This window comes from Micromonospora sp. NPDC048947 (assembly GCF_040649495.1).
GTDB classification, from domain to species: domain Bacteria; phylum Actinomycetota; class Actinomycetes; order Mycobacteriales; family Micromonosporaceae; genus Micromonospora; species Micromonospora alfalfae.
Window position 1 is genome coordinate 641,026 of record NZ_JBEZFO010000001.1, and the last position, 24,335, is coordinate 665,360.

24 protein-coding genes and 2 pseudogenes are annotated in these 24,335 nt (G+C 70.7%); 12 read left to right on the forward strand and 14 right to left on the reverse strand.

Annotated features, from left to right (window positions below):
- Positions 1 to 1,064: 1,064 nt before the first annotated feature.
- Positions 1,065 to 1,301 (forward strand): annotated as a pseudogene (locus tag AB0B98_RS02805) (cellulose-binding protein); the annotation flags it as partial.
- A 93-nt stretch (positions 1,302 to 1,394) separates the two neighbouring features.
- Positions 1,395 to 1,811: pseudogene (locus AB0B98_RS02810) on the forward strand (RICIN domain-containing protein); the annotation flags it as partial.
- A gap of 69 nt (positions 1,812 to 1,880) precedes the next feature.
- Here the strand turns inward: AB0B98_RS02810 and AB0B98_RS02815 are convergent.
- Positions 1,881 to 3,146, reverse strand: a complete 1,266-nt coding sequence (locus AB0B98_RS02815; protein ID WP_357360366.1) for a PHB depolymerase family esterase — start codon at positions 3,144 to 3,146, stop codon at positions 1,881 to 1,883.
- 159 nt (positions 3,147 to 3,305) lie between these two features.
- On the opposite strand from AB0B98_RS02815, the gene AB0B98_RS02820 reads away from it, so the two are divergent.
- From AB0B98_RS02820 to AB0B98_RS02830, 3 genes are all read left to right on the forward strand, one after another.
- Positions 3,306 to 4,445, forward strand: a complete 1,140-nt coding sequence (locus AB0B98_RS02820; protein WP_357360368.1) for a sensor histidine kinase — start codon at positions 3,306 to 3,308, stop codon at positions 4,443 to 4,445.
- Positions 4,442 to 5,104, forward strand: coding sequence for a response regulator transcription factor (locus tag AB0B98_RS02825; protein ID WP_357360370.1), 663 nt, complete (start codon positions 4,442 to 4,444; stop codon positions 5,102 to 5,104). Before AB0B98_RS02820 ends, AB0B98_RS02825 begins: the two co-directional genes overlap by 4 nt.
- A gap of 98 nt (positions 5,105 to 5,202) precedes the next feature.
- Positions 5,203 to 5,847 carry a DUF2306 domain-containing protein gene (locus AB0B98_RS02830; protein WP_238667894.1) on the forward strand — a complete coding sequence of 215 codons (645 nt, stop codon included), beginning with the start codon at positions 5,203 to 5,205 and terminating at the stop codon, positions 5,845 to 5,847.
- Here AB0B98_RS02830 and AB0B98_RS02835 read toward each other — a convergent pair.
- The 8 genes from AB0B98_RS02835 to AB0B98_RS02870 are packed head-to-tail and all read right to left on the reverse strand — an operon-like array spanning position 5,834 to position 12,040.
- Entirely contained in the window at positions 5,834 to 6,661 is an 828-nt protein-coding gene (locus AB0B98_RS02835) for an IclR family transcriptional regulator (RefSeq protein WP_357360373.1), read from the reverse strand. The genes AB0B98_RS02830 and AB0B98_RS02835 overlap by 14 nt on opposite strands.
- A complete protein-coding gene (gene pcaC, locus AB0B98_RS02840) occupies positions 6,658 to 7,038 on the reverse strand; it encodes a 4-carboxymuconolactone decarboxylase (RefSeq protein ID WP_238667896.1) in 381 nt (126 codons plus the stop codon). The genes AB0B98_RS02835 and pcaC overlap by 4 nt, the downstream gene beginning before the upstream one ends.
- Complete coding sequence (gene pcaD / locus AB0B98_RS02845) at positions 7,035 to 7,814, reverse strand: 3-oxoadipate enol-lactonase (protein WP_357360375.1); 780 nt, start codon at positions 7,812 to 7,814, stop codon at positions 7,035 to 7,037. The genes pcaC and pcaD overlap by 4 nt, the downstream gene beginning before the upstream one ends.
- Positions 7,811 to 9,151, reverse strand: a complete 1,341-nt coding sequence (pcaB, locus tag AB0B98_RS02850; RefSeq protein ID WP_357360377.1) for a 3-carboxy-cis,cis-muconate cycloisomerase — start codon at positions 9,149 to 9,151, stop codon at positions 7,811 to 7,813. The genes pcaD and pcaB overlap by 4 nt, the downstream gene beginning before the upstream one ends.
- Positions 9,126 to 9,698, reverse strand: coding sequence for a protocatechuate 3,4-dioxygenase subunit alpha (pcaG, locus tag AB0B98_RS02855; protein ID WP_357360379.1), 573 nt, complete (start codon positions 9,696 to 9,698; stop codon positions 9,126 to 9,128). The genes pcaB and pcaG overlap by 26 nt, the downstream gene beginning before the upstream one ends.
- Positions 9,691 to 10,440, reverse strand: coding sequence for a protocatechuate 3,4-dioxygenase subunit beta (gene pcaH, locus AB0B98_RS02860; protein ID WP_238667900.1), 750 nt, complete (start codon positions 10,438 to 10,440; stop codon positions 9,691 to 9,693). Before pcaH ends, pcaG begins: the two co-directional genes overlap by 8 nt.
- Positions 10,437 to 11,207: a CoA-transferase gene (locus tag AB0B98_RS02865; RefSeq protein ID WP_357360577.1), complete on the reverse strand. Its 771-nt coding sequence runs from the start codon at positions 11,205 to 11,207 to the stop codon at positions 10,437 to 10,439. Before AB0B98_RS02865 ends, pcaH begins: the two co-directional genes overlap by 4 nt.
- Before the next feature lie 14 nt (positions 11,208 to 11,221).
- Positions 11,222 to 12,040 (reverse strand): CoA transferase subunit A, encoded by an 819-nt coding sequence (locus AB0B98_RS02870; RefSeq protein WP_357360382.1) that lies wholly within the window; start codon positions 12,038 to 12,040, stop codon positions 11,222 to 11,224.
- 296 nt (positions 12,041 to 12,336) lie between these two features.
- Here AB0B98_RS02870 and AB0B98_RS02875 point away from each other — a divergent pair, with 296 nt between their 5' ends.
- The 7 genes from AB0B98_RS02875 (at position 12,337) to AB0B98_RS02905 (ending at position 19,605) form a co-directional block, all read left to right on the forward strand.
- On the forward strand, positions 12,337 to 13,797 hold the full coding sequence (locus AB0B98_RS02875; RefSeq protein WP_357360384.1) for a benzaldehyde dehydrogenase: 1,461 nt from the start codon (positions 12,337 to 12,339) through the stop codon (positions 13,795 to 13,797).
- Positions 13,798 to 13,815: 18 nt separating this feature from the next.
- Positions 13,816 to 14,997 (forward strand): 4-hydroxybenzoate 3-monooxygenase, encoded by a 1,182-nt coding sequence (locus AB0B98_RS02880; RefSeq protein ID WP_357360386.1) that lies wholly within the window; start codon positions 13,816 to 13,818, stop codon positions 14,995 to 14,997.
- 207 nt (positions 14,998 to 15,204) lie between these two features.
- Positions 15,205 to 16,179 (forward strand): ABC transporter substrate-binding protein, encoded by a 975-nt coding sequence (locus AB0B98_RS02885; protein WP_357360388.1) that lies wholly within the window; start codon positions 15,205 to 15,207, stop codon positions 16,177 to 16,179.
- Between the two features lie 72 nt (positions 16,180 to 16,251).
- Positions 16,252 to 17,052, forward strand: a complete 801-nt coding sequence (locus AB0B98_RS02890; protein WP_357360390.1) for an ABC transporter permease — start codon at positions 16,252 to 16,254, stop codon at positions 17,050 to 17,052.
- The gene (locus tag AB0B98_RS02895; RefSeq protein WP_357360392.1) at positions 17,049 to 17,873 is read left to right on the forward strand and encodes an ABC transporter permease; all 825 of its coding nucleotides are present in this window, start codon (positions 17,049 to 17,051) and stop codon (positions 17,871 to 17,873) included. Before AB0B98_RS02890 ends, AB0B98_RS02895 begins: the two co-directional genes overlap by 4 nt.
- Positions 17,866 to 18,678 carry an ABC transporter ATP-binding protein gene (locus AB0B98_RS02900; RefSeq protein WP_357360393.1) on the forward strand — a complete coding sequence of 271 codons (813 nt, stop codon included), beginning with the start codon at positions 17,866 to 17,868 and terminating at the stop codon, positions 18,676 to 18,678. Before AB0B98_RS02895 ends, AB0B98_RS02900 begins: the two co-directional genes overlap by 8 nt.
- Before the next feature lie 39 nt (positions 18,679 to 18,717).
- The gene (locus AB0B98_RS02905; RefSeq protein WP_357360395.1) at positions 18,718 to 19,605 is read left to right on the forward strand and encodes a PaaX family transcriptional regulator C-terminal domain-containing protein; all 888 of its coding nucleotides are present in this window, start codon (positions 18,718 to 18,720) and stop codon (positions 19,603 to 19,605) included.
- On the opposite strand, the gene AB0B98_RS02910 is transcribed toward AB0B98_RS02905, so the two are convergent.
- The 5 genes from AB0B98_RS02910 to AB0B98_RS02930 all read right to left on the reverse strand — a co-directional run bounded on the left by AB0B98_RS02910 (position 19,529) and on the right by AB0B98_RS02930 (position 24,319).
- Positions 19,529 to 21,055, reverse strand: coding sequence for a long-chain fatty acid--CoA ligase (locus AB0B98_RS02910; protein ID WP_357360398.1), 1,527 nt, complete (start codon positions 21,053 to 21,055; stop codon positions 19,529 to 19,531). The genes AB0B98_RS02905 and AB0B98_RS02910 overlap by 77 nt on opposite strands.
- A 60-nt stretch (positions 21,056 to 21,115) precedes the next feature.
- Entirely contained in the window at positions 21,116 to 21,568 is a 453-nt protein-coding gene (locus tag AB0B98_RS02915) for a MaoC family dehydratase (protein ID WP_357360400.1), read from the reverse strand.
- A 17-nt stretch (positions 21,569 to 21,585) separates the two neighbouring features.
- On the reverse strand, positions 21,586 to 22,467 hold the full coding sequence (locus tag AB0B98_RS02920; protein WP_357360402.1) for an amidohydrolase family protein: 882 nt from the start codon (positions 22,465 to 22,467) through the stop codon (positions 21,586 to 21,588).
- A gap of 51 nt (positions 22,468 to 22,518) precedes the next feature.
- Positions 22,519 to 23,445, reverse strand: a complete 927-nt coding sequence (locus tag AB0B98_RS02925; protein ID WP_357360404.1) for an SDR family NAD(P)-dependent oxidoreductase — start codon at positions 23,443 to 23,445, stop codon at positions 22,519 to 22,521.
- Between the two features lie 112 nt (positions 23,446 to 23,557).
- Positions 23,558 to 24,319 (reverse strand): IclR family transcriptional regulator, encoded by a 762-nt coding sequence (locus tag AB0B98_RS02930; protein ID WP_357360406.1) that lies wholly within the window; start codon positions 24,317 to 24,319, stop codon positions 23,558 to 23,560.
- Positions 24,320 to 24,335 lie beyond the last annotated feature (16 nt).

Genomic DNA, 24,335 nt, shown 5'->3' on the forward strand with positions numbered 1-24,335 from the left:
AGCAGACCGGTGCCGACCGGGCCAACGGCGCCGAGAAGGCGCGCACCACCACCACCCAGGAGGACACGACAATGACGCAAGATCAGAATGAGCAGGTGACCGGCGAACGGAAAACGCTGACCCGGCGAACCGTTTTGACGACCATAGGGGCCGTACCGGTCGCAGCGGTAGCGACGGTCGTGGGGGCCACCGAAGCCGTTGCCGCACCGGCGAGCATCAACCCGTCGGCAACGCGGCAGACGATCCGAGGCTTCGGCGCCATGGCCCACGCAGCCTGGATCGGCGACCTGACCGCTGCCCAACGGGACACGGCGTTCGGCACCGGCGAGGGTCGACTCGGGTTCTCCCTGCTGCGGATCCCCGTCAACGAGAACCAGGCGGACTGGAGCCGCGATCTGGCGACCGCGCAGCGCGCTGTCGCCCTCGGCGCCACCGTCTTCGCATCGCCGTGGAACCCGCCGGCCAGCATGATCGAGACCTTCACCCGCGGCAACCAGACCAACGCGAGGCGGCTCCGATACAGCTCGTACGGCGCCTACGCCACGCACCTGAACGACTTCACCACCCACATGCGCAACAACGGGGTGAATCTGTACGGCATATCGGTGCAGAACGAGCCGGACTACGCGGCCGAGTGGACGTGGTGGACGTCCACGGAAATGCTCCGGTTCCTGCGGGAGAACGCCGGCTCGATCAGCACCAGGGTCATCGCACCGGAGTCCTTCCAGTACGTGAAGTCAGTGTCGGACCCGATCCTCAACGACTCCGCGGCACTCGCCAACGTGGACATCATCGGTGCCCACCTCTACGGCACGTCGTACGCGAACTTCCCCTACCCACTCTTCAAGCAGAAGGGCGCGGGCAAGGAACTCTGGATGACGGAGGTCTACTACCCCAACAGCAACACCAATTCGGGTGACGCCTGGCCCGAGGCGCTCGACGTGGGGGAACACGTCCACCGCGCCATGGTGGACGCGGAGTTCCAGGCGTACGTCTGGTGGTATCTCCGGCGCAGTTACGGCCCCATGCGCGAGGACGGCCAGATCAGCAAGCGCGGTGCCATGATGGCGCACTTCGCCAGGTTCGTCCGCCCAGGGTACGTACGGATCGACGCGACGGCGAACCCCGCGTCGAACGTCTACGTCTCGGCGTACCGAGGTGGCGACACAGTCGTCATCGTCGCCATCAACAAGAACACCTCGTCGGTGAGCCAGCAGTTCACACTGTCCAACGCCACAGCGTCCGGCAGTGTCTCGAACTGGCTGACCGACGGGAGCAGGACCGTCGCGCCCCAGGGCGCGCTCAGCATGTCGAACGGCTCGCTCACCGTCACGCTGCCCGCCCGAAGCGTGATGACCTTCGTGACCAGCGTGAGCGCCACCACCCCCGGCGACACCTACAAGTTGGTGAACGTCGACACCGGCCTGGTGCTTGGCGTGCAGAACATGTCCACCGCCGATGGCGGCCTGGCGGTGGTGTGGGGTGACAGCGGCACCGCCGACCACAACTGGGTCCGGATCACCGACGGCAGCGCGTTCCGGTTCCGCAACGTCAACAGCGGCAAGGTCCTCGGCGTCGAGATCATGTCGACCGCCGACAACGCCCGCGTCCTGCAGTGGAGCGACAACGGCACCGCCGACCACCGCTGGACCCTGGTGGCCAACAGCGACGGTTCCTACCGGATCCGTAACGTCAACAGCGGCAAGGTGCTCGCCATCCTCAACGGGTCCAGCACCTGGGGAGCCCAGGCCGTCCAGTACGCCGACAACGGCAGCACCAGGAACAACTGGCGCCTGACCCCGGTCGGCTGACAGTCACCGGCTCCGGGTCGACCTCCACGGCCGGCCCGGAGCCGTGCTTCCGCCTCGCCGACCAGCAGATCACCGACGGCGGCGGGCCATCCACTGCCAGATGTGGGTGCCGTTGAGACTCGGGTCGTTGCGGGCAACGTAGATCCAGGACCAGTGACCGGGGAACTGGTAGCCGTCCCAGACGACGTGGTCGTACAGGCTGATCAGTGATCCCGGGATGAGGTCGTGGGCGTGGATCGTGTTGGTCTCGGGTGGCACCGTGTCGTCGTCGCGCGAGGTGACCAACCAGGTCGGGGTCCGAATCTGCGCCAACTCCGCGTCGGTGATCAGCGGCGGGCCCTCCCCGCTGAGCGGCTCGACGACACCGCAGATCGGCACCGAGGCGGCGAACAGGTCGGGGTAGGTCGAGGTCATCTCCAGGGACATGTAGCCGCCGTTGCTGCAACCGACAACGTAGATCCGGTCCGGGTCGACACGCTCGCGGCGTACGAGGTCCCGGATGATCTCGCGGATCAGCGGGGCGAACCGGGGGCCGTCCTCCATCCAGTAGGAGGTGCTCTGCGGAGCGACGACGTACGCGCCGGAGAAGATCCGCTGGGCCTGTGGGGTGGCGAAGCCGAGCGCTCCCCGGTTGGCGCGCAGCGTGGTCTCGTTGTCGTAGTAGTCGTCCGCCAGCGAGGCGCCCTCGCCGCCACCGTGCAGCCAGACGATCAGCGGCCGCCGGCCGTGTCGGGGCGAGTGGTCGGGCGAGTACAGCCGGTACTTCATACCCGAGCCCGAGACGTGGTAGCTGAAGGCGTCCACCTCCGGGTTCGACAGCCCCGCCTGCACGAAGCGGCTGATGGTCACCGGCGAGCCGTGACGTCGAACGATCGGGGTGTTCTGGGTGATGGTGTAGACGAGGTCCAGCCGGACGTTGCGGCCCCTGCTCAGGATGTAGCCGAGGGTCCCACCGCCGGGTTGGCCCTCGGCGTGGCTCAACTCCAGCACGATGTTGCCGTGCCGGTCGAGCCGGGCCGCGGTCACCGTGCGGTCCAGGTCGTACTCGCTGAAGATCTGGTCGCCGGTAGCGATCGGGATCGGGCTGGTGGCCTTGGCGTGCACCGTGAACGTGCCGGGGGTCAGCCCGGCCGGGTCGATCGACCCGAGCCGGCGGGTGTCGAGGGTGACCGAGGTGACCTGCTCACCGCCGTCGAGCGTTGTCGCGTCGAGGGTGAAGCTCACGCTGGTGGGATGGTTTCCACCGGCGTGGGCGGCGACGCCGGGCAGGGCCAGGCCGATGGCGGCACCGGCTCCACCGGCCAGGACGGTGCGACGAGTGACGGACGTGGACATGCGGCCCCCGATACCTTGCGATGTAGAAGCTCATCGATGGCATTTCAACGTAACGTCGCGGAGATCCGCTGGCAACCGGTGCCGTCACGGCCACCCAGTGGTCACCGGTCGTACTTTGGGAGGATCTGGAGTCGCACCACCGTTCGTACGATGGATGCCATGCACCCTCGCCTGCGCGCGGTGTTTGCCGAGCCGCGGGTCTCCCCCACCCCGACCCGGGTGTGGCGCGACTGGGCGGTGATCGCGGTCCTCGCGCCGGCGATCGTGGTGGAAGGAATCTTCCGACCCGATCTGCCCTGGCGGGTGGGCTGCGTCGTCGTCGCGCTCGCGCTGCTGCCCACGATCCTGTGGCGGCGGACCGAACCGCTCGCGATGGTGGCGATCGCGTTCGGCTGCACGACTGTCGCCCCGTACGTGCTGCCCGGTGATCCCTGCCAGCTGTTCACGGCGAGCTTCCTGGTCCTGCTGGCCAACGCGCTGTTCCGCTGGGGTTCCGGCCGGGACGCCGTGCTCGGTTCCTTCTTCGTGGTGGCCAAGGTGACCGCCGCCGGCCTGGTCGGCTCGATCGACGGTGGCGAACTGGTCGCCGGCTTCGCGGTGATGTTCGCCGCCGCCACGCTGGGTGTCGCGATCCGCTTCCGCGCCGCCGCCCGACTGCGCGAACTCGACCAGGTGAAGCTGTTGGAGCGGGAACGGCTCGCCCGTGACCTGCACGACACGGTGGCCCACCACGTGTCGGCGATGGCGATCCGCGCCCAGGCCGGCATCGCCGCGTCGACGAGCCAGCCGGGTGCCGCCGTCGAGGCGCTGCACACCATCGAGGCCGAGGCGTCCCGGGCGCTTGCCGAGATGCGCGCGATGGTGCGTGTACTGCGCCGCGACCAGCCCGCCGACCTGGGGCCCAACCCGCAGGTCGCCGACATCGAGCGGCTCGCCGGCCAGTTCCGCACCGGGCCGGCCGTCGACGTGGATCTGCGCGGCGACCTCGGCGACCTGCCGCCCCCTGTCGGCTCCGCGCTCTACCGGCTGGCGCAGGAGTCGGTCACCAACGCCCGTCGTCACGCTCGCCACGCCACCCGCATCGAGGTCAGCGTCGCGGCCGACGACACGTCCGTGCGGCTGCGGGTCAGCGACGACGGCGAAACCGGCGCCGCCCGCCCGACCGGCTTCCCCGGTTTCGGCCTGGTGGGCATGATGGAGCGCGCCGACCTGCTCGGCGGCACCTGCGAGGCCGGCCCCAACCCCGACCGCGGATGGACCGTCACGGCCGTGCTTCCGCGCGAAGGGGTCGGCGCGTGACGGTTCGCGTGCTGGTGGCGGACGACCAGGAGATCGTCCGCACCGGCCTCACCATCATCCTGAACACACAGCCCGGCATCGAGGTCGTCGGTGGGGCCGGCGACGGCCGGCAGGCGGTCGAGCTCGCCCGGCGGCTCCGCCCCGACGTCTGTCTGTTCGACATCCGGATGCCGGGCATGGACGGCATCGAAGCCACCAGGGCGCTCGCCGGGCCGACGGTCGCGGAGCCGCTCGCGGTGGTCGTCATCACGACCTTCGACCTCGACGAGTACGTGTACGCGGCGCTGCGAGCCGGCGCCCGCGGCTTCCTGCTCAAGGAGGCCGGTCCCGACCTGCTCAGCCAGGCCGTGCACGCCGCCGCCAACGGGGACGCGCTGATCGCGCCGAGCGTCACCACCCGGCTGCTGAAGGCGTTCGCCGACGCCGATCCGGCCGCGCCGCGCCAGCAGCCCGTCGAAGCGCTCACCGACCGGGAGGAACAGGTCCTGGTCGCCGTCGCGCGGGGACGCACCAACCAGGAGATCGCCGACGAGCTCTACATCACGTTGAGCACTGTCAAGTCGCACGTCACCAGCCTGATGACCAAGCTGGGGGTGCGTAACCGGGTCGAGGTGGCGATGTGGGCGTACGAGACCAACCGCCGCCGACGGCACTGGTGAGCGCCGGAAGTACGACGACGGCGTGCGACCATGGGCCGACCCGATCGCGGCCCATGTGCCGATGAGCGGGGACGGGTGCGGCGTCCACCATCGATGGCATGACGATGCGCGAGTGGCGGCTACCGGCCGCGTTGATCCTGCTGGGCCTGATACCGATGCTCGCCGGCGCGGGGCGGCTCACCGAGTTGGGCAGCGGAGCGGAGGTCACCGCGGCGAACGCACGCTTCGTCGCCGATCCGCTGCCTGTGGTGCTGCACATCGTCGGCGCGGTGGTGTACACGATCCTCGGCGCGTTCCAGTTCGTACCCCGTCTGCGCCGGCACGGCTGGCACCGCCGGGCCGGCCGGGTGCTCGTCCCCTGTGGGCTGACTGTCGCGTTCACCGGGCTGTGGATGGCCTTCGCGTACGACCTGCCGGCCCATGACAACGACGTGCTCGCCGGTATGCGGCTCGTCTTCGGTTCGGCCATGGCCGGCTCGATCCTGGTCGGTCTCGCCGCCGTGCTCCGCCGGGACATCGCCCGGCACCGCAGGTGGATGGTGCGCGGCTACGCGATCGGCCTCGGCGCCGGCACCCAGGCGTTCACCCACGCGCCGTACCTCATCGCGACCGGCGAGCAGCCCGACGGGAACCTCCGGGCCGGGCTGGTGGTCGCCGGCTGGTTGATCAACCTTGCGGTGGCTGAGTGGTACCTGCGCCGTCCGGCGCGGGTCGTCACCGCGCCGGCCCTCAAGCCGAGCTGAGCCCGAGCCCGTCGGCAGTCGGTGACCGGCTCAGGCCGCCCCGGATGTCCTCCTCGATCCGCTTCGCGGCGGCCAGCAGCGGCGGGAGCAGCTCTCGACGGATCATCTCGAAGGACCCCCGGCTGGCGTGCGCGGAGACGTTCACCGCAGCGATCACCGACCCGTTCTCGCCGTGGATCGGCGCGGCCACCGAACGCAGCCCCTCCTCCAACTCCTGGTCCACGATGGCGTATCCCTGAGCGGCGATCTTCGTCAGGACGGCGCGCAGCTTGGCCGGGTCGGTGACGGTACGCCGGGTCAGCGGCCGCAGTTGCGCGGTGGCGAGGTAGTCGTCCAGCCACTCCACCGGTTGCGCGGCGAGCAGCACCCGGCCCATGGAGGTGGCGTACGCGGGGAACCGGGTGCCGACGCTGATCCCCACGGTCATGATCCGCTTGGTGGGCACGCGGGCGACGTAGACCACCTCGTCGCCGTCGAGCACCGACACCGAGCAGGACTCGTGCACCTGCGCGACCAGCGCCTCCATGTGCCGCTGCGCGACCTCGGGCAGGCTCAGGCTGGACAGGTAGGCGTACCCGAGTTCGAGGATCCGGGCCCGCAGCGAGAAGAGCCGGCCGTCGGTGTGCACGTAGCCCAACTCGACCAGGGTGAGCAGGAACCGGCGCGCCGCGGCCCGGGTCAACCCGGTCCGCCTGGCCACCTCGCTGAGCGTGAGCTGCGGATGTTCGCCGTCGAACGCCCGGATCACCGCGAGGCCGCGCTCCAGCGACTGAACGAACTCCGGCGACCTCGTCGCCTCCTCGCTCACGCTCACCCGCCCTCCTGCCGCAGGGTCTCCCGGGCCACAGTGAACGCCCGGTTCGCCGCCGGTACACCAGCGTAGACGCCGACCTGGAGCAGGACCTCCGCCACCTCCTCCGGGCTGAGCCCATTGCGCAGCGCGGCCCGGACATGCATTGCCAACTCCTCGTCGTGGCGCAGGGTGGCGAGCACGGCGAGGGTGACGCAGCTACGGGTCCGTCGGTCGAGGCCCGGCCGGCTCCACACCTCCCCCCAGGCGTAGCGGGTGATGAAGTCCTGGAAGTCGGCGGTGAACTCGTCAGTGCCGGCGACCGCGCGGTCCACGTGCGCGTCACCCAGCACCTGTCGACGTACCGTCATGCCCGCCTCGTGCCGCTCGCTGTCGTTCACGCGTCACCTCGTCCCTCGTGGAAGTGCTCCAACAGGAGTCGGCACACCTGCTCGGGTTGCTCGACGTTGGCCAGGTGCGCCGCCGCGTCGACCACCGCCAGCCGGGCCCGTGGGATACGCCCCACGATCTCGCGGGCGTGCTCCACCGGGGTGGCCGGGTCGTCCGCGCCGGCGATGACGAGCGTCGGCGCGGCCACCCGGCCGAGGTCGGGTCGGAGGTCCATCGCGGCTATCGCCTCGCAGCAGGCGGCGTAGCCGGCCGACGGCGTCTCGGTCAGCATGGCGCGGTGGGTGGCGACCACCTCCGGCCGGGCGGCGGCGAATCCCGTGGTGAACCAGCGGGCCACCACCGCGTCGGCGATCGCCGACAGACCGTCGGCCCGTACCGTCGCGGCTCGTGCCCGCCACTGCTCGGGTGGGCCGAGCGACGCCGACGTGCAGAGCAGCGCCAGCCGCCGCACCCGGTCGGGCGCGTACGTGGCGAGCCACATGCCCACCATGCCGCCGAGGGACAACCCCGCGTAGTGCACCCACGGCACGTCGAGGTCGTCCAGCGTCCGCAGCAGCTCCCGGCCCAGCAGGTCCAGCGTGTACGGCCCGGGCGGCACCGCCGAGCGGCCGTGGCCCAGGTGGTCGTATCGGATGACCCGGAACCGTTGGGCGAGCGCCGACACCTGGGGTTCCCACATTGCGGCGGCGGTGCCGAGAGAACTGCCCAGCAGCAGCACCGGCGCGGCGGCCGGGCCGTCCACGGTGAGATGCAACCGGGTGGTCATCCGCCCGCTCCCCGGACGGCGGCGAGGGCACTGTCGACGAACCGGCCGGCCGAGCCGAGCCAGCGGTACGGGTCGAGCGCCTCGGCCAGCTCCGTGTTGGACAGGTGGGCACGGACCTCGGGGTCGGCGAGCAGCGCGGCGCGGAACGAGGGTTCGGCGGCGGCGCGGGTCACCAGATCGTGTGCGACGCGGCGGCCGACGGCGGGCGCCAGGCGTGCGGCGACCGCCTCGGCGAGCAGGAGGCCGCCGGTCGCGTCGAGGTTCTCCCGCATCCGCTCCGGGCGGACCTGGAGCCCGGTCAGCATTCGGGAGCACCGGGCGGTGGCGCCACCGGTCAAGTGCAGCAGATCGAGGAGCGGCTCCCACTCGGCGTGCCAGCCGCCTGCGGCCCGCTCGTGCTCCTGCACCGCCGTGGCGAACAGTGTGGCGACGAGACCCGGACCGCGTCGCGCCGCGGCGGTGACGAGGATCGAGTCCACCGGGTTGCGCTTGTGCGGCATGGCGGACGAGCCGCCCCGTCCGGCGCCGCACTCGGCGACCTCACCCACCTCGTTCTGGGCGAGCAACCCGACGTCGAGCGCGATCTTGCCGGCGGCCACCAGGAGCCCACCGAGGGCGGCGGCCAGATCGAGCCAGGGTTGACGGCGGGTGTGCCAGGGCAGCGGGCTGGGCGGGAGGCCCAGGTGCGCCGCGAACCGCTCGGTGATCTCGACGCCGGTCGGGCCGAACGCCGCCAGGGTGCCGACCGCGCCACCCAGTTGCGCGGGCTGTGCGGCGCGGACCTGACGCAGTCGGTCCCGGGCTTGGACGAGACCGGTCAACCAGCCGGCGGCCTTGAGCCCGAAGGTGCTGGGTGCCGCCTGCTGCCCGAGTGTCCGGGCGACCATCACGGTGTCCCGGTGGGCGTCGGCCAGCCGGGCGGCGGCGCCCACGGCGACGTCGAGGTGAGCCAGCAGCGGCCCGAGCGCCCGCACGGCCACCAGGACCAGCGCGGTGTCCAGCACATCCTGGCTGGTCGCTCCGGAATGCACCCAGGCTCGGGCGTGCTCCGGCACGGCGGCGGTCAGCTCTCCCACGAGCGGGACGACCGGGTTGCCGGTGGCGTCGGCGGCCCGGCCCAGTGCGGCCGGGTCGTACCGCTCGGCGCGGCACTGCTCGGCGATCGCCTCGGCCGCCGGTACGGGCACGATGCCGGCGTCCGCCGCGGCCCGGGCGAGCGCGGCCTCCACGTCGAGCATCGCCTGGAGCAGTGCCGGGTCGCTGAGTTCCGCGTCGACGTCCGGGGTGCCGGAGAGGCCGCCGAGCAGTCCCTCAGAGGGCGAAGAAGACGGTCTCATGGTCGCCCTGAAGGTGGATGTCGAACCGGAACCCGTCTGCGGCGGGACTCGCCAGCAGGGTGCCACGGCGGTCGGTGTCGACGTTGCTCAGCACGGGGTCGGCGGCGTTCGCCGTCGACTCGTCGGGGAAGTAGAGCCGGGTGACGAGGCGGTGCAGCAGCCCGCGCCCGAAGACCGACAGGGTCAGGTGGGGGGCTTCGGTGCCGCCGTCCGGCTCGGGCAGCGCACCGGGCTTGACGGTCAACAGCCGGTACCACCCCTGACCGTCGGTCTCGCTCCGCCCGAATCCGCGAAAGCCCGCGAGCGCGGGCGGCCGAGCGCCCCGAGGGTCGTCCGGATGGTCGAACCGGCCGTCCGGGTCGGCCTGCCAGCTCTCCACCATCGCGTCGACCACCGGTGTCCCGGTGCCGTCGACGATCCGACCGCTGATCCAGAACGCGCCCGGCGTGCCCTCGGGCACCACGTACGGACCGTCGGGCCAGCGCAGGCCGATGTGCAGGTACGGCCCGACGGTCTGCGCGGGCATGACGCCCAACTGCTCACTCATCGTCGTCCCCGTCCTCGAAAGGGGTGCTCTCCCGGCCGCGCAGCACGATGTCGAACTCGTACGCCAGCGCCCACTCCGGTGCGGTGCTGGCGTGGTCGTACCGGGCGATCATCCGTTCCCGGGCCTTCGGGTCGCGGACCGAGTTGAAGATCGGGTCCTGGAAGAAGAGCGGGTCGCCCGGGAAGTACATCTGCGTCACCAGCCGCTGGGTGAACGCCCGACCGAAGAGGGAGAAGTGGATGTGCGCCGGCCGCCAGGCGTTGTCGTGGTTACGCCAGGGGTAGGCGCCGGGCTGAACTGTGATGAACCGGTAGCGCCCCTGGTCGTCGGTGAGCGCCCGGCCCACCCCCTCGAAGTGGGGGTCGAGCGGCGCCGGCCAGGTGTCCCGTGCGTCGCGGTACCGACCGGCGGCGTTGGCCTGCCAGATCTCGACCAGCGTGTGGGGCACCGGTCGGCCGTCACCGTCGCGGACCCGCCCGTGCACGATGATCCGCTGTCCCTGCGGCTCACCGTCGTGCTGGCGGGTCAGGTCGTGGTCGAGCGCACCGAGCCGCCCCTCCCCCAGCAACGGCCCGGTGACCTCGGTCAGCCGCTGCGGCAGGTGGACCAGTGGGTGTCTCGGCGCCCGCGCCACCGTGGACTTGTAACCGGGGCTGAGCAGGGGTGGGTGGGCGTCGACGTCGTCGCGCCGGTAGCGCGGTAGCACCAGTCCGCTGCCGGGCTGGCTGTCCTGAGTGGTCATTCTCGTCTCCCGTCGGCCTTCGTCGCCTCCAGCGCCCGCAGCACCGCGAGTTCGCGTGCCGTCGGCGGCGCACCGGTGGCCAGTCCCTCGGCGACGGCGAGGTCCCAGCCGGTGGCCGCCCGCGCCTGCTCCCTGGTCACGCCGGGGTGCAGGTGGGTCAGTGTGAGTTCGCAGGTGAGCGGGTCGGGTTCGAGGACGCCGAGATCGGTGATCACGACCCGCGGGCCTCCGCCGCGCAGGCCGAGTCGCTCCCGGTCGCCCGAGCCCGTTCCGTAGCCGACCGAGGTGACGAAGTCGACCCGTTCGGTGAACGTCCGCAGATCCTGCCGGACGATCACCACGACCTCGCCGCAGGAGGCGGCGATCTCCGGGGCGCCACCGGCGCCAGGCAGCCGGACCGTCGGGGCGTCGTAGTCGCCGCCGACGACAGTGGTGTTGATGTTGCCGTAGCGGTCGAGCTGCGCGGCGCCGAGGAAGCCCACGTCGATCCGGCCGGGCTGGAGCCAGTAGTTGAACACCTCGGGCACCGAGACGACCGCGTCAGCGGTGTCGGCGAGAATCCCGTCTCCGATGGAGAGCGGAAGCCGATCCGGCTTCGCGCCGAGGCACCCGGATTCGTAGATCAGCACCAGGTTCGGGGCGTGGGTCGCCCGCGCGAGATTCGCCGCGGTGCTGGGCAACCCGATCCCGACGAAGCAGGCGGTGCCGTCACGCAGTTGCCGCGCGGCGGCGACTGTCATCATCTCGTCAGCGGTCCAGCTGGTCATCGCGGTCTCGTCGGTCACGCCGCAGCCCCGGCCTTGTGCACGTGCTCGTCGAGCCAGGCGCGGAAGGTGTCGCGGTGCCGGCTGACGGCGTCCCAGTCCCGGTAGAAGTCGTTGTCCCGCACCGAGTAGCCGTGGGCGTAGGAGGGGTGCGCGCCTCCGGGCACCTCGGCCACCGCGGTGACCGCCCATCCGGGCAGGACCACCTGTCCGGGTACGGGTTCCAACTCGTCCACGATCTCCTCGACGGTGACCAGTGACCGGTGGGCGGCGAGCACCGCCTCCTTCTGCACACCGGTGATGCCCCACATCTGCACGTTGCCGTTCCGGTCGGCGCGCTGGGCGTGCACCACCGTCACGTCCGGACGCAGGGCGGGGACGGCGGTCAGCGTCTCGCCGGTGAACGGGCAGGTGATGGGCCGGATGTTGGTGGTGTGCCTAGGCAGGTCGGTGCCGGTGTAGCCGCGCAGGACGGCGAACGGCAGCCCGGACGCCCCGGCGACGTACCGGTTGGCCATGCCCGCGTGACTGTGCTCCTCCAGTTCGAGTGGACGTGGCCAGGCATGCTGCACGGCGTCCCGGAAGCGGTGCAGCGACCCGACGCCCGGGTTGCCACCCCAGGAGAAGACCAGGCGACTGGCGCAGCCCGCCCCGATCAGCTGGTCGTAGATGACGTCGGGGGTCATCCGCACGAGGGTCAGATCCTGCCGCCCCTGGCGGATGATCTCGTGACCGGCGGCGAACGGAATGAGGTGCGTGAACCCTTCCAGGGCCACCACGTCGCCGTCGCGGACCAGGTGCGCCACGCCGTCGGTCAACGAGACGAGCTTCGCCATGGGCCTCCCCGCCTCCTGCGCGAACCGTGCTGCCGCCGGCCGTTCGCTATGCGGACTGCCGTACTCATCTCGAACGTACGACGGGGAACGACATCCGTCAACGACAGGCCGGATCGCCGTCCACAGTGCTCGACAATCACGCCGGGCGATGCGTTGACGCGAGCCGCACCACGTGCCAACGTTCAGGAAGAGAACGGCCGTTCGGCAAGCGAACACCTCTGGGCCCTTCGTGAGCGGAAGTCCGCCCGGTCACCCCGGGACCAGCCCACCGGCCCCACGCTCCGAGGAGGACCGCCATGACACTGCTGGACGTCACGACCTGGCAGGGCACCCTGCACAGCGACGGCTGGGTGGAACCGGCCGGCGGCACGGCACCAGTGCGATCCCCCGCCACCGGCGAGGAGATCGGCCAGGTCGGCGTGGCGAACGCCGAGGACGTGACGCGCGCCTGCGCTCGCGCCGCCGTCGCCCAGCGCGCCTGGGCCGCCACCGGCTACGCCGAGCGGGCAGCGGTGCTACGCCGGGCCGGGCAGCTGTTCGAGCGGCACGCCGCCGAGATCGGTGACTGGATCGTGCGGGAGGCTGGATCCATCCCACCCAAGGCCGGCGTCGAGACCGACACCGCGGCGCAGGAATGCTACGAGGCGGCGGCGCTGGCCTCGCACCCGCTCGGCGAGATCATCCCGAGCGCGCAACCGCGGCTCAGCCTGGCTCGCCGGCTGCCCGTCGGCGTCGTCGGAGTCATCGCGCCGTTCAACTTCCCACTCATCCTGGCCACCCGATCCGTCGCCCCAGCCCTGGCGCTGGGCAACGCCGTCGTGCTCAAGCCCGACCCGCGCACCGCGGTCTGCGGCGGTGTCTCGATCGCCCGGGTCTTCGAGGAGGCCGGCCTGCCCGACGGGCTGCTGCACGTCCTTCCCGGCGGGGTCGAGGTCGGGGAGGCGCTGGTGGCCGACCCGAACATACGGGTGATCAGCTTCACCGGGTCGACCGCTGCCGGCCGCAAGGTCGGCGAGGCGGCGGCACGCCACCTCAAACGCGCACACCTCGAACTCGGTGGCAACTCGGCGCTGATCGTGCTCGACGACGCCGATCTGGACCTCGCGGTCTCCGCCGGCGCCTGGGGGTCGTTCCTGCACCAGGGTCAGATCTGCATGACCACCGGCCGACACCTGGTGCACGAGAGCCTGTCCGAGCGGTACGTCGAGCGGCTGGCGGAGAAGGCGAACCACCTGCCGGTCGGCGACCCGGCGAAGGAGCAGGTGGCGCTCGGGCCGATCATCGACGAGCGCCAGCGCGACAAGATCCACGCACTCGTCACGGCGAGCGTCGACGCGGGTGCCCGACTGGCCGCCGGGGGCACGTACGAGGGGCTGTTCTACCGGCCGACGGTGCTCACCGACGTCACCCCCGCGACCCCGGCGTACGCCCAGGAGGTCTTCGGCCCGGTCGCGCCGGTGATCACCTTCGCCGACCAGGACGAGGCCGTGCAGTTGGCCCGGCAGACCGAGTACGGCCTGTCGCTGGGCATCCTGGGCCGCGACGTGATGAGGGCGATGGCCCTCGCCGACCGGATCCCCAGCGGGATCGTGCACATCAACGATCAGACGGTGAGCGACGAGGCGGTGGCGCCGTTCGGTGGGGTGGGGGCGTCCGGCACCGGCTCCCGGTTCGGTGGGGCCGCCGCGAACGTCGAGGCGTTCACCGAGACCCAGTGGCTCACCGTGCAGGGTGCCATCACGCGGTATCCGTTCTGACACCGGGGGGAGAGGAGCATGCCGGGAATGCGTACCCAGGTCGGCATCGTCGGTGCCGGGCCGGCCGGGCTCATGTTGTCGCACCTGCTGCACCTGCGCGGAATCGAGTCGGTGGTGCTGGAGAGCCGCAGCCGCGACCACGTCGAGCACCGGCTGCGGGCGGGCGTCCTCGAACAGGGCTCGGTCGACCTGCTCTGCCGCAGCGGTGTGGGTGAGCGGCTGCGACGGGAGGGGCTGCGCCACGAGGGCATCGAGCTGCGCTTCGCCGGGGAGTCGCACCGGGTGCCGATGGCGGATCTGACCGGGCGGGCGATCACCGTCTACGGGCAGCAGGAGGTGGTCAAGGACCTGATCGCCGCCCGACTCGCGGCCGGCGGTTCGATCCTCTTCGAGGCCGACGCGGTACGCCTGGACGGCCTCGACTCGGACTCGCCGGTCGTCCACTTTCGACGCGACGGGCGTGACGAGGAGCTGCACTGCGATTTCGTGGCCGGCTGCGACGGCTTCCACGGGGTGAGCCGGGGCGCGGTGCCCGAGGGGGTGCTGACCACCTACGAGCGTGCGTACCCCTTTGCCTGGTTGGGTGTCCTCGCCGCCGCGGCGCCGGCGGTGGACGAACTCATCTACGCCAACCACGAACGGGGCTTTGCCCTCTACAGCATGCGCTCCCCCGAGATTTCCCGGCTGTACCTACAGGTCGCGCCGGACGAGGACATCGCCGCGTGGCCGGACAAGCGGATCTGGACGGAGCTGCGGGCCCGGTTGGAGACGGTGCCGGGATGGTCGCTCAACGAGGGGCCGATCCTGGAAAAATCCATTACCGGAATGCGCAGCTTCGTGGTCGAGCCGATGCGGTGGGAGCGGTTGTTCCTGGCCGGGGACGCCGTGCACATCGTCCCACCCACCGGCGCGAAGGGCATGAATCTTGCCCTCGCCGACGTCGCGCTGCTCGGGGACGCGTTCGCCGCGTGGTACGACGGGGGTCGCACCGATCTGCTGGATGCCTACTCGGCTACGGCGTTGCGCCGGGTCTGGCGAGCCCAGCACTTCTCCTGGTGGATGACCTCGATGCTGCACCGGCTGGAGCGCGACGACCCGTACGAGACGAAGCTGCAGAACGCCACGCTGAGGTACGTCGCCACCTCGGAGGCGTACGCCAGGAGCCTGTCCGAGAACTATGTGGGCCTGCCCGAGGTCTGAGCGCGAACCGGTGCGACGCCTCCACAGCAGAGCGTTGTTCAACTTATTCATGACGGGCGTCAGAAATTATTGACTTTCGATGCCGGGGTGACTGACCATGGCCAACACAGCGGCGTGCGCCCCCACGCAGCGGTAGTTCACCTGCAGATCCGAGGCATCCGCCGACTTCCGACGCACCCACCACCCCGCCCAGGAAGGGCCTCGTCAATGAAGAAGGTCATGGCTCTCGGGCTGATCGCCGCTACCGCGATCGCCCTCACCGGATGTACCGACTCCGACGCGTCCAAACCGTCCGACCAGCCCTCCGGCGACCTGCGCAAGGTCCGGGTCGCGGCGCTGCCCATCACCGAGACCGCCGCGCTCTGGGCCGGCGTCAAGGCGGGCCTCTTCGCCGAGCGCGGGCTCCAGGTCGAGGTGCTGCCCGCCCAGGGCGGCGCTCAGGCCATTCCGGCACTCCTGAACGGCGACATCGACTTCGCGATCGGCCAGCCCTTCGGCCCGTTCCGGGCCGACCTGCGGGATCTCGGCGTCGTCATCATCGGCAACTACGCCTCCTCGTACGCCGACGGCGACGACATCAACGCCGTGGTCGCCTCGGCGAAATCCGGCATCAAACGACCGGCCGATCTCGCCGGCAAACGGGTCTCGGTCAACAGCCTCGGCGCGGCCGGCGACGTGACAATCATGGCGGCGGTCGAGAAGGACGGCGGTGATCCGTCGACGATCAAGTTCGTCGAGGTCGCCTTCCCGGACGCCCCGGCCCAACTCGAATCCGGCAACATCGACGCCGCCTGGGTGCCGGAGCCGTTCGTCACCCAACTGAAGACCCGCGGCGACACCTTCATCGTCGCGCCCTACCAGGCGGTGGTGCCCGGCCTGACCACGCTCACCACCATCACCACAAAGGAACGCACCGAGAAGGACGCCAAGCTGGTCGAGGACTTCACCGCGGCGATGAAGAAGACGCTGGAGTGGGCCAAGGACCCCGCCAACGAGACGTCACTGCGGCAGGCCATCAAGGACAACCTGCAACTGCCGCCACCGGTGGCCGAGTCGGTGCGGCTGCCGGCCTTCGGTTGGCAGGTCGACCGGTCGAGCCTGCAGACGCTCGCCGAGCTCGCGCAGAAGTACAAGGTTCTCGACAAGCAACCCAACTTCGACCGTCTCATCCAGCAGCAGTAGCTGGCGCGATCCGGCCCTTCCGACCCCCGGGATCGGGAAGGGCCTCGCCGCCCGCCTGACGACGGGAGTGACATGCGTGTGTTCCCCACCCGACGCCTGCGCGCGTTACGCAAAGCGATGCTGGGCGTCGTCGGCCTGACCGGGTTCCTCGTCGTCTGGCAGCTGATCCCGACGCTGGGCCTGATCAACCCGCTGTATCTGCCGTACGTGACGGACGTGCTGGCGCGGCTGTTCGAGCAGTTCGTCGACCTCGCGTTCTGGCGGCGGCTGGGCAGCACCATGACGTCCTGGGCGATCGGCCTGACGGTGGCGACGGTTGCCGCCGTCGTCCTCGGCACTGTCGTCGGGTTGGTGCCGTTCCTGCGGCGCGCGACGCACACGATGGTCGAGTTCCTGCGGCCGATCCCGTCGGTCGCCCTCATCCCGCTCGCCGTGCTGATGTTCGGCATCCAGCGGCAGGCCGCCCTCGTCATCATCATCTACGCGTCGTTCTGGCAGGTGTTCGTGCAGGTGATCTACGGCGTCGCCGACGTCGACGCGGTGGCTCGCGACACCGCCCGCAGTTTCGGTCTGACCCGGCGGGAACAGTTGTCGCACCTCGTCCTGCCCACCACCCTGCCGTACCTCATGACGGGCCTGCGCCTCGCGGCGGCGGTGGCGCTCATCCTCGCCATCACCGCGGAGATGGTGATCGGTAACCCCGGCCTCGGGCGCATGATCGAGCTGTCCCGGTCCGCCGGAGACGCCCCCGGCCTGTACGCGCTGGTAGTGGTCACCGGCCTGCTCGGGCTCGCGGTGAACATCGTCTTCCGGTTCATCGAGCGTCGGGTGCTGTCGTGGCACCAGTCGGTACGAGGAGAGGAGCCGTTGTGACCGCGTACACCGGGCGGATCGCCACCACGGCACGCAACCGGACGGTCGGATCCCGGATCGCGGCGAGCCTGCTCTACCCGTTGGGGTTGCCGACGCTGCTGCTGGTGCTCTGGGGTTTGGTGGCGACGAGGACGACGAGTCGGTTCTTCCCCGACCCGTTGACGATCGCCGAGGCTTTCCGGGACACCTGGATCGGCCCGGCGTTCGTCGAGGACGTGCTGCCCAGCCTCGCCCGCCTGGGCCTCGGTGTCGCCGGATCGATAGTGCTCGGCATCGCCGCCGGCACCGTCATCGGCCTGACCCGCTGGTTGCGCGAACTCCTCGAACCGGTGCTGGAGTTCCTCCGGGCCATCCCGCCACCGGTGCTGATTCCGGTGGTGATGCTCCTGCTCGGGATCACCGACACCATGAAGGTCGTCGTGATCGTCTCCGGCGCGATCTGGCCGATCCTGCTGAACACGATCGAGGGTGTCCGGGGAACGGACAGCGTCATGACGGAGACCGCGGAATCGTTTCAGGTCACCTGGTGGGAGCGGCTCTGGTTCCTCGTGCTCCCCGCCGCCAGCCCACGGATCATGGCCGGGGTCCGGCAGGCCCTCTCGGTGGCGCTGATCCTGATGGTCATCTCCGAGATGTTCGCCTCCTCCTCCGGCCTCGGCTACCGGATCGCCTACTTCCAGCGCAACTATCTGATCGCCGAGATGTGGAGTGGCATCCTCCTCCTCGGTCTCGTCGGCATCTTCCTCGCCGTAGCTTTCGGTCTCGTCGAACGGCGTGTTCTGCGCTGGTACCACGGAATCAGGGAGGTCAACCGTGCCTGATCGGAGCACTATGCTGCGGGTGGAGCACCTGCGGAAGGTCTACGAGTCGGCGACGGGCACCGTCGAGGCGATCGGGGACATCAGCTTCACCATGGACGCCGGTGAGCTCGTCTGCATCGTCGGGCCGTCCGGGTGTGGCAAGACCACCCTGCTGAAGTGCCTCGCCGGCCTGCTGCGGCCCACCAGCGGCGTGGTCGAGATGGACGGCTCACCGGTGACCGGGCCCAGCCCGGCCATGGCCGTCGTGTTCCAGGAGTACGGTCGCAGCCTCTACCCCTGGCTGACGGTGCGCGGGAACGTCGAGCTGCCACTGCGGCACAAGAAGCTCACCCGCGCGGCCCGGGGCAAGCTGGTCGTCGACGCTCTTGAGGCGGTGGGCCTCGCGCACGCCGCGCGAAGCCACCCGTGGCAGCTCTCCGGGGGGATGCAACAGCGGGTGGCGATCGCGCGGGCGATCGCCTACCAGCCCGACGTCCTGATCATGGACGAACCGTTCGCGGCCGTCGACGCGCAGACCCGGGCCGACCTGGAGGACCTGGTCCGCGAGCTGCACGCCAGCCGCACCATCTCGGTTGTCTTCGTCACCCACGACATCGACGAGTCGGTGTATCTCGGTCAGCGGGTTCTAGTATTGTCCACGTCGCCGACCTGGGTCCAGGAGGACCTTGCGATCGACCTGCCGCCGGAGCGCGATCAGATCACGACCCGCGCTCTGCCCCGTTTCACGGAATTGCGGACGCACGTCTACGACCAGATCCAGCGGGCCAAGCGCGGGCAGGCTGTGGCCCCGCGATCCGCGCGGTGATCGGCGGCCAGGCCAACGAGTTCGCCGAAGGGAAGCGCTGTGGGTAGTCGTCAGCCGAAACAGTTGTTGCTCGCCTTCTTCGGCGAACACGTCGTCGACGCCGCCACGGGACCCATCCGGGCAAGCGCTCTGATCAACGTGCTCGAAGGCGCGGACGTCGCCGCGCCGGCCACCCGCGCGACCCTCGACCGTCTCGTGCACAGCGGCATCCTCGCCCGCAGCAGGAGCGGCCGGGAGACGCTGTTCTCACTGACCGAGCACGGGGCCGCTGTGCTGCGCGAGGCGACGTACCGCGTTCGCGGGCCGCGGCCGTTCGACCCACAGGGCAGCGGATGGACCCTTGTCACCTTCTCGATCCCGGAGGGCCAGCGGATGCTGCGGCACCGCCTGCGTTCGACCCTCACCTGGGAGGGCTTCGCGCCGCTCCGGGACGGGCTGTGGCTGGCGCCCGGCGAGGTCGACCTCGCCGGGTCGTTGGAGCGGCTGCGGCAGGACCTCGCACCCAACACCGTGGTCGCCTTCCACGCCCGCGAACTCGCCGGCTTCCCGATCGGTGAGAGCGTGCGCACGGCCTGGGACATCGAGGCGATCCGACGCGCGCACCTCGCCTTCATCGAGGTGTGGGACGACCCGTCCGCGCTGACGATGGCACCGAGCGCCCTCACCGTACGAACCATGCTCGTGGCCGACTGGCTCGCGCTGCTGCGCGCCGACCCGAGGCTGCCCGCCGAGTTCATGGACGCGGAATGGCCCGCTGCGAGATCGGTGCGGACCTACCGCCGGATGCACGGCAAGCTGGCCGAGGCGTCCGCTGCGGAATTCGCCGAACTCGTCGCGGCCCGGCCCGCGCCTAGGCGCCGAACCGGCTCCGCAGATCGGCCTTCCGCACCTTCCCCGACGCCGTCCGCGGCAGCTCGTCCACGATGACGACGTTCTTCGGGAGCTTGTAGCGCGCGATCCTGCCATCCAGGCGGGCCCGGACGGTGGCGGTGTCCACGGACGCCCCCTCCCGTACGGTCACGATCGCCCACGGCACCTCCCCCCAACGCTCGTCCGGCACGCCGATGACCGCCGCCGAGGTCACCCCGTCGACCTCGGTGAGCAGCTGCTCGAGTTCGAGCGGGTAGATGTTCTCGCCCCCCGAAATGATCATGTCCTTGAGGCGGCCGGAGATGTAGAGGTAGCCGTCGGCGTCCAGGTGGCCGAGGTCGCCGGAGCGGAACCACCCGTCGGTGGTGAACGCCTCGGCGGTCGCCTCCGGCAACCCGTGGTAGCCGGGGAAGACGTTGGGACCGGTCACCTCGATCTCACCGACGGCACCGGCGGGCAGCACCGCACCGGCCGCATCGGTGATCCGCACGTCGGTGAAGAAGTGCGGCAGGCCGACACTGCCCTGCTTGACCCGGGTCATCGCCGGCGGCAGCGCGGTGGCGCCCGGCGCGGCCTCGGTCATGCCGTAACCCTGGGAGAACGACAGGCCCCGCGCCTCGTAGGCGTTGAGGATGCGGGCCGGCACCGCCGAGCCTCCGCAGGTGAGCTTCGTCAACGACGACAGGTCGGTCGACGCCCAGGCGGGGTGGTCGGCCAGCAGCTGGTAGGTGGTCGGCACACCGCTGAGCATGGTGACCCCGTGCCGCTCGATCTGCGCGAGCGCGCGTCCCGGCTCGAAGCCCCTCTCGATGACCATCGTGGCGCCCTTGAGGATGACGGGCAGGGCGCCCATCCCGAGCGAGGCGACGTGGAACAGCGGCGAGATCATGAGGGCGACGTCGGTGGAGACGACGTCATAGTCGACCACACAGTTGAGCGCCACCCAGGTGAGGTTGCCGTGGGTCAGCACCGCGCCCTTGGCCCGGCCGGTCGTGCCCGAGGTGTAGACGATCGCCGCCGGATCCTCGTGGGCGGTGTCGACGTGGTCGGTGAACGGGGTGGCGGCGGCCCGGGTCAGGTGGGCCAGCCCGGGTCGGTCCGCGGTGCCCTCGCCGTTGACGATGACGTACGGGATCCGGGCGGCCGGCGCGGCGGACGCCACCGGCACCGCGAAGTCCGGGTCGTGGACCAGCACCCGCGCGGCACAGTCGGCGAGGACGTAGCCGATCTCGGGTGCGGCGAGCCGGGTGTTGATCGGCACGAAGACCGCACCGACCTGCGCCGCAGCGAACATCACCTGGAGCAGTTCGGGGCTGTTCTCTCCCAGGTAGGCGACGGAGTCGCCCTTGCCGACGCCCCGCTCCCGCAGCACCGCCGAGATCCGATCTGCGGCATCGGCGAACTGGCGGTACGTCATGGGTGGCCGATCGCCGTGGATGATCGCGATCTGGTCCGGGGACTTGAGCCGGCGCTTGGCCAGCCAGGCGCCAATTCCGTGCTGGTGCATCATCATTCTCCCGGGGGGTGGAGGTGGTGTGCTCGCCCGGCTCGACGGATGCCCCCGGGCTCAGGCGTAGAAGCGGTACAGCCCGCGCGCGACGACCGCCGGCTTGGTCCCGCCCTCGATCTCGATCGTCTGGTCGACAGCGAGCTGGTAGCCGCCGCGCACCTCGACGACCTCGACGACGGTGGCCCGCATCCGCACCCGCGCCCCGACCACCACCGGCGCGGGGAAGCGCACCTTGTCGAGGCCGTAGTTCACCTTCGTGGTCACGCCCTTGACCTCGAGCAGCTCGGTCCAGAAGGGAACCGCCAGGGAGAGGGTGAGGAAGCCGTGCGCGATCGGTGCGCCGAACGGGCCGGTCTTCGCCCGTTCCGGGTCGACGTGGATCCACTGGTGGTCGTCCGTGGCGTCCGCGAACAGGTCCACCTGGTCCTGGGTGACAGTGCGGTACCCGGTGTGGCCGAGTTCGGTGCCGGCGAGGTCGCCGAGCCGGTCGTAGGTGATGGTCGTCGTCATGGCGTTCCCTCTCGTCGTCACCGGGCCAGGCCCAGCAGTCGGGCCGCGTTGTCCTTCAGGATGCCCGGGAGCACGTCAGGTTTGAGGTCGGTCGTCTGCACGTCGCGAAGCCACCGGTCGGGGGTGAGCATCGGGTAGTCGGTGCCGAAGAGCACCCGTTGCTTCAGCAGCGAGTTCGCGTAGCGCACCAGCTCGGCCGGGAAGTACTTCGGGCTCCAGCCGGACAGGTCGATCCAGGTGTTGTGCTTGTGCGTGGCCACCGACAACGCCTCGTCCTGCCAGGGCACCGACGGGTGGGCCATGATGATCTGGAGGTCGGGGAAGTCGGCAGCGATCGGGTCGAGCAGGATCGGGTTCGACCGGCCGAGCCGCAGGCCGTAGCCGCCCGGCGTACCCGCGCCGATGCCGGTCTGCCCGGTGTGGAAGAGCGCCGGGACGCCGGCCCGCTCCAGCAGGCCCCACAGCGGCGCGTACTCGTCGTGGCTGGGGTCGAAGCCCTGCACGGTGGGGTGGAACTTGAAGCCGCGAACGCCCTCCTCCCGGATCAACCGGTCGGCGAGTTCGACTGCCGCTCCACCGGTGCGCGGATCGACCGACCCGAACGGGATGAGCACGTCGGCGTGCTCGGCCGCCGCGCGGGCGATCTCGACGCTCGACAGTGGCTGGTGCTCCAGTTGGGTACGCGCGTCGACAGTGAAGACGACAGCCGCCATGTGCCGCTCGCGGTAGTACCGCGCCACCGCCTCGACCGCCGGCCGTGGGCCGTCCGTCCTGAAGTACGCCGACGCCGCTGCCACGAGCGGTTCGGGCAGTGAGGTGTGGCCGTGGTCGTCGACCTCGATGTGCACGTGCATGTCGATCGCCGTGACGTCGTCGAGGTCGATCGCGGGCTGGTACATGGGGCCAACCTTCGTCGGGCGGGTCGGTGCGGGCAGGTCCGCTCGGGCCGGTCAGGACGGCGCGGGCTCGAACTCCTCGGGGAGTTTCGGGAAGCGTTCGCCGACACTCTGCGCCGCACCGGCGAATATCGTCGGCCATGCCTCCACCAGCGCGTCGTACGTCCAGCCGCCCTCGCGGTGCGCGGTCAGCGCCGCCTCCGGGTGGGTCCAGATCTGCAGGCGGTCCCCGCCGACGCCGATCACCTGCCCGGTCACCGAGGCCGCCGCGTCGGAGCCGAGGAACGCGACAAGCCCGGCCACGTCGTCCGCCGTGCCGAAGCCCAGTTCGTGTCGGAAGAACGCGGGCATCGGCTCGCCGTTCGCCTCGGCCCGCACCGCCGCCGCGAAGTAGGGAACGGTGGCGGTCATCGCGGTCGCGGCGACCGGGACGACGGTGTTGGCGGTGATGCCGGCCCGCTTCAGCTCCAGCGCCCAGGTCCGGACCATGCCGACGATGCCCGCCTTGGCGGCCGCGTAGTTGGTCTGGCCGAAGTTGCCCCGCTGCCCAGTGGGTGACCCGACGCAGATGATCCGTCCGCCCTCGCCAGCCTGCCGCATGTGCTGCACCGCCTCGCGCACAGTGGTGAACGTGCCACGCAGGTGCACGTTGATGACGGTGTCGAAGTCGTCGTCGCTCATCTTCCACAGCACCGTGTCGCGCAGAACGCCGGCGTTGGTGACGAGGATGTCCAGCCGGCCGAAGTGTTCGACCGCCGTGCTGACGAGCTCCTTCGCGGTCTCGGTCGGGCCGACCGGTGCGACCACCGCGACGGCCCGACCGCCGGACGTCCCGATCGTCGCCACGGCGTCGGCGGTGGCCTCGGCGTCGACGTCGTTGACCACGACCGAGGCGCCCCGCCGCGCCAACTCCTGGGCGTAGGCGAGGCCGAGACCCCGCCCGGCGCCGGTGACGATGGCGACTTTGCCGTCCAGTGACATGGGTGCTCCCTTTCGTCGATGCCGATCTGCGCACGAAGGTGGGGAGTAACACGCGCACCGGCAACGTAATGCAGAATTTGACCGGGCGTCAACGATTCGCAGTCTGTCTACATCAGACGGCAGGGCGGGTGGGGTTGTTCAGCGCCCGGGAGACCACCCGACCGGCGGCCTGGACCAGCGGCGCCAACGCCACCGGGTCCGCCCGGTCGTGGGCGACCACCAGCGAGATCGCCGCCACCACACCCTCCGGTACGCGGATCGGCGCGGCCACCGAGAGGGCGTCCATCGTGACCTGACGGTCGCTGACCGCGTACCCGACCCGGCGTACCTCGGCGAGACAGCGACGCAGCCGCTTCGGGTCGGTGATGGTCAGTTCGGTGTACCGCTCCAGCGGCGCGGCCAGCACCTGCTCCTGGACCTCGGCGGGCGCGTGGGCGAGCAGGACCAGCCCGACGCCGGTGGCGTGCAGCGCGAAGCGACCCCCCACCCGGGTGAGCACGGGCACCGCGTGTCGCCCGGCGATCCGTTCGATGAAGACGAGTTCGAGATCCTGTCGGACGGCGAGCTGGACGTTCTCGTGGGTCACCTCGTACAGGTCCTCCATCACCGGCAGGGCCAACTCCCGCAGCCCCAGGCCCCTGGGGGCGAGCGAACCCACCTCCCACAGCCGCAGACCGATCCGGTACCGCCCGTCGTCACCGCGCTCCAATGCCCCCCACGCGACCAGCTCCGCGGCCCGCCGGTACGCGGTGGGCAGTGGCATCCCGGTGCGACGCGCCAACTCGCTCAGGGTCAACGCCGGGGTGGCCGGGCTGAACGCGTCGAGCAACGCCAGCACCTTGCTCGTCACCGACCGTCCCGGCTCTGCGCGCACCCCGTCATCATCCCAG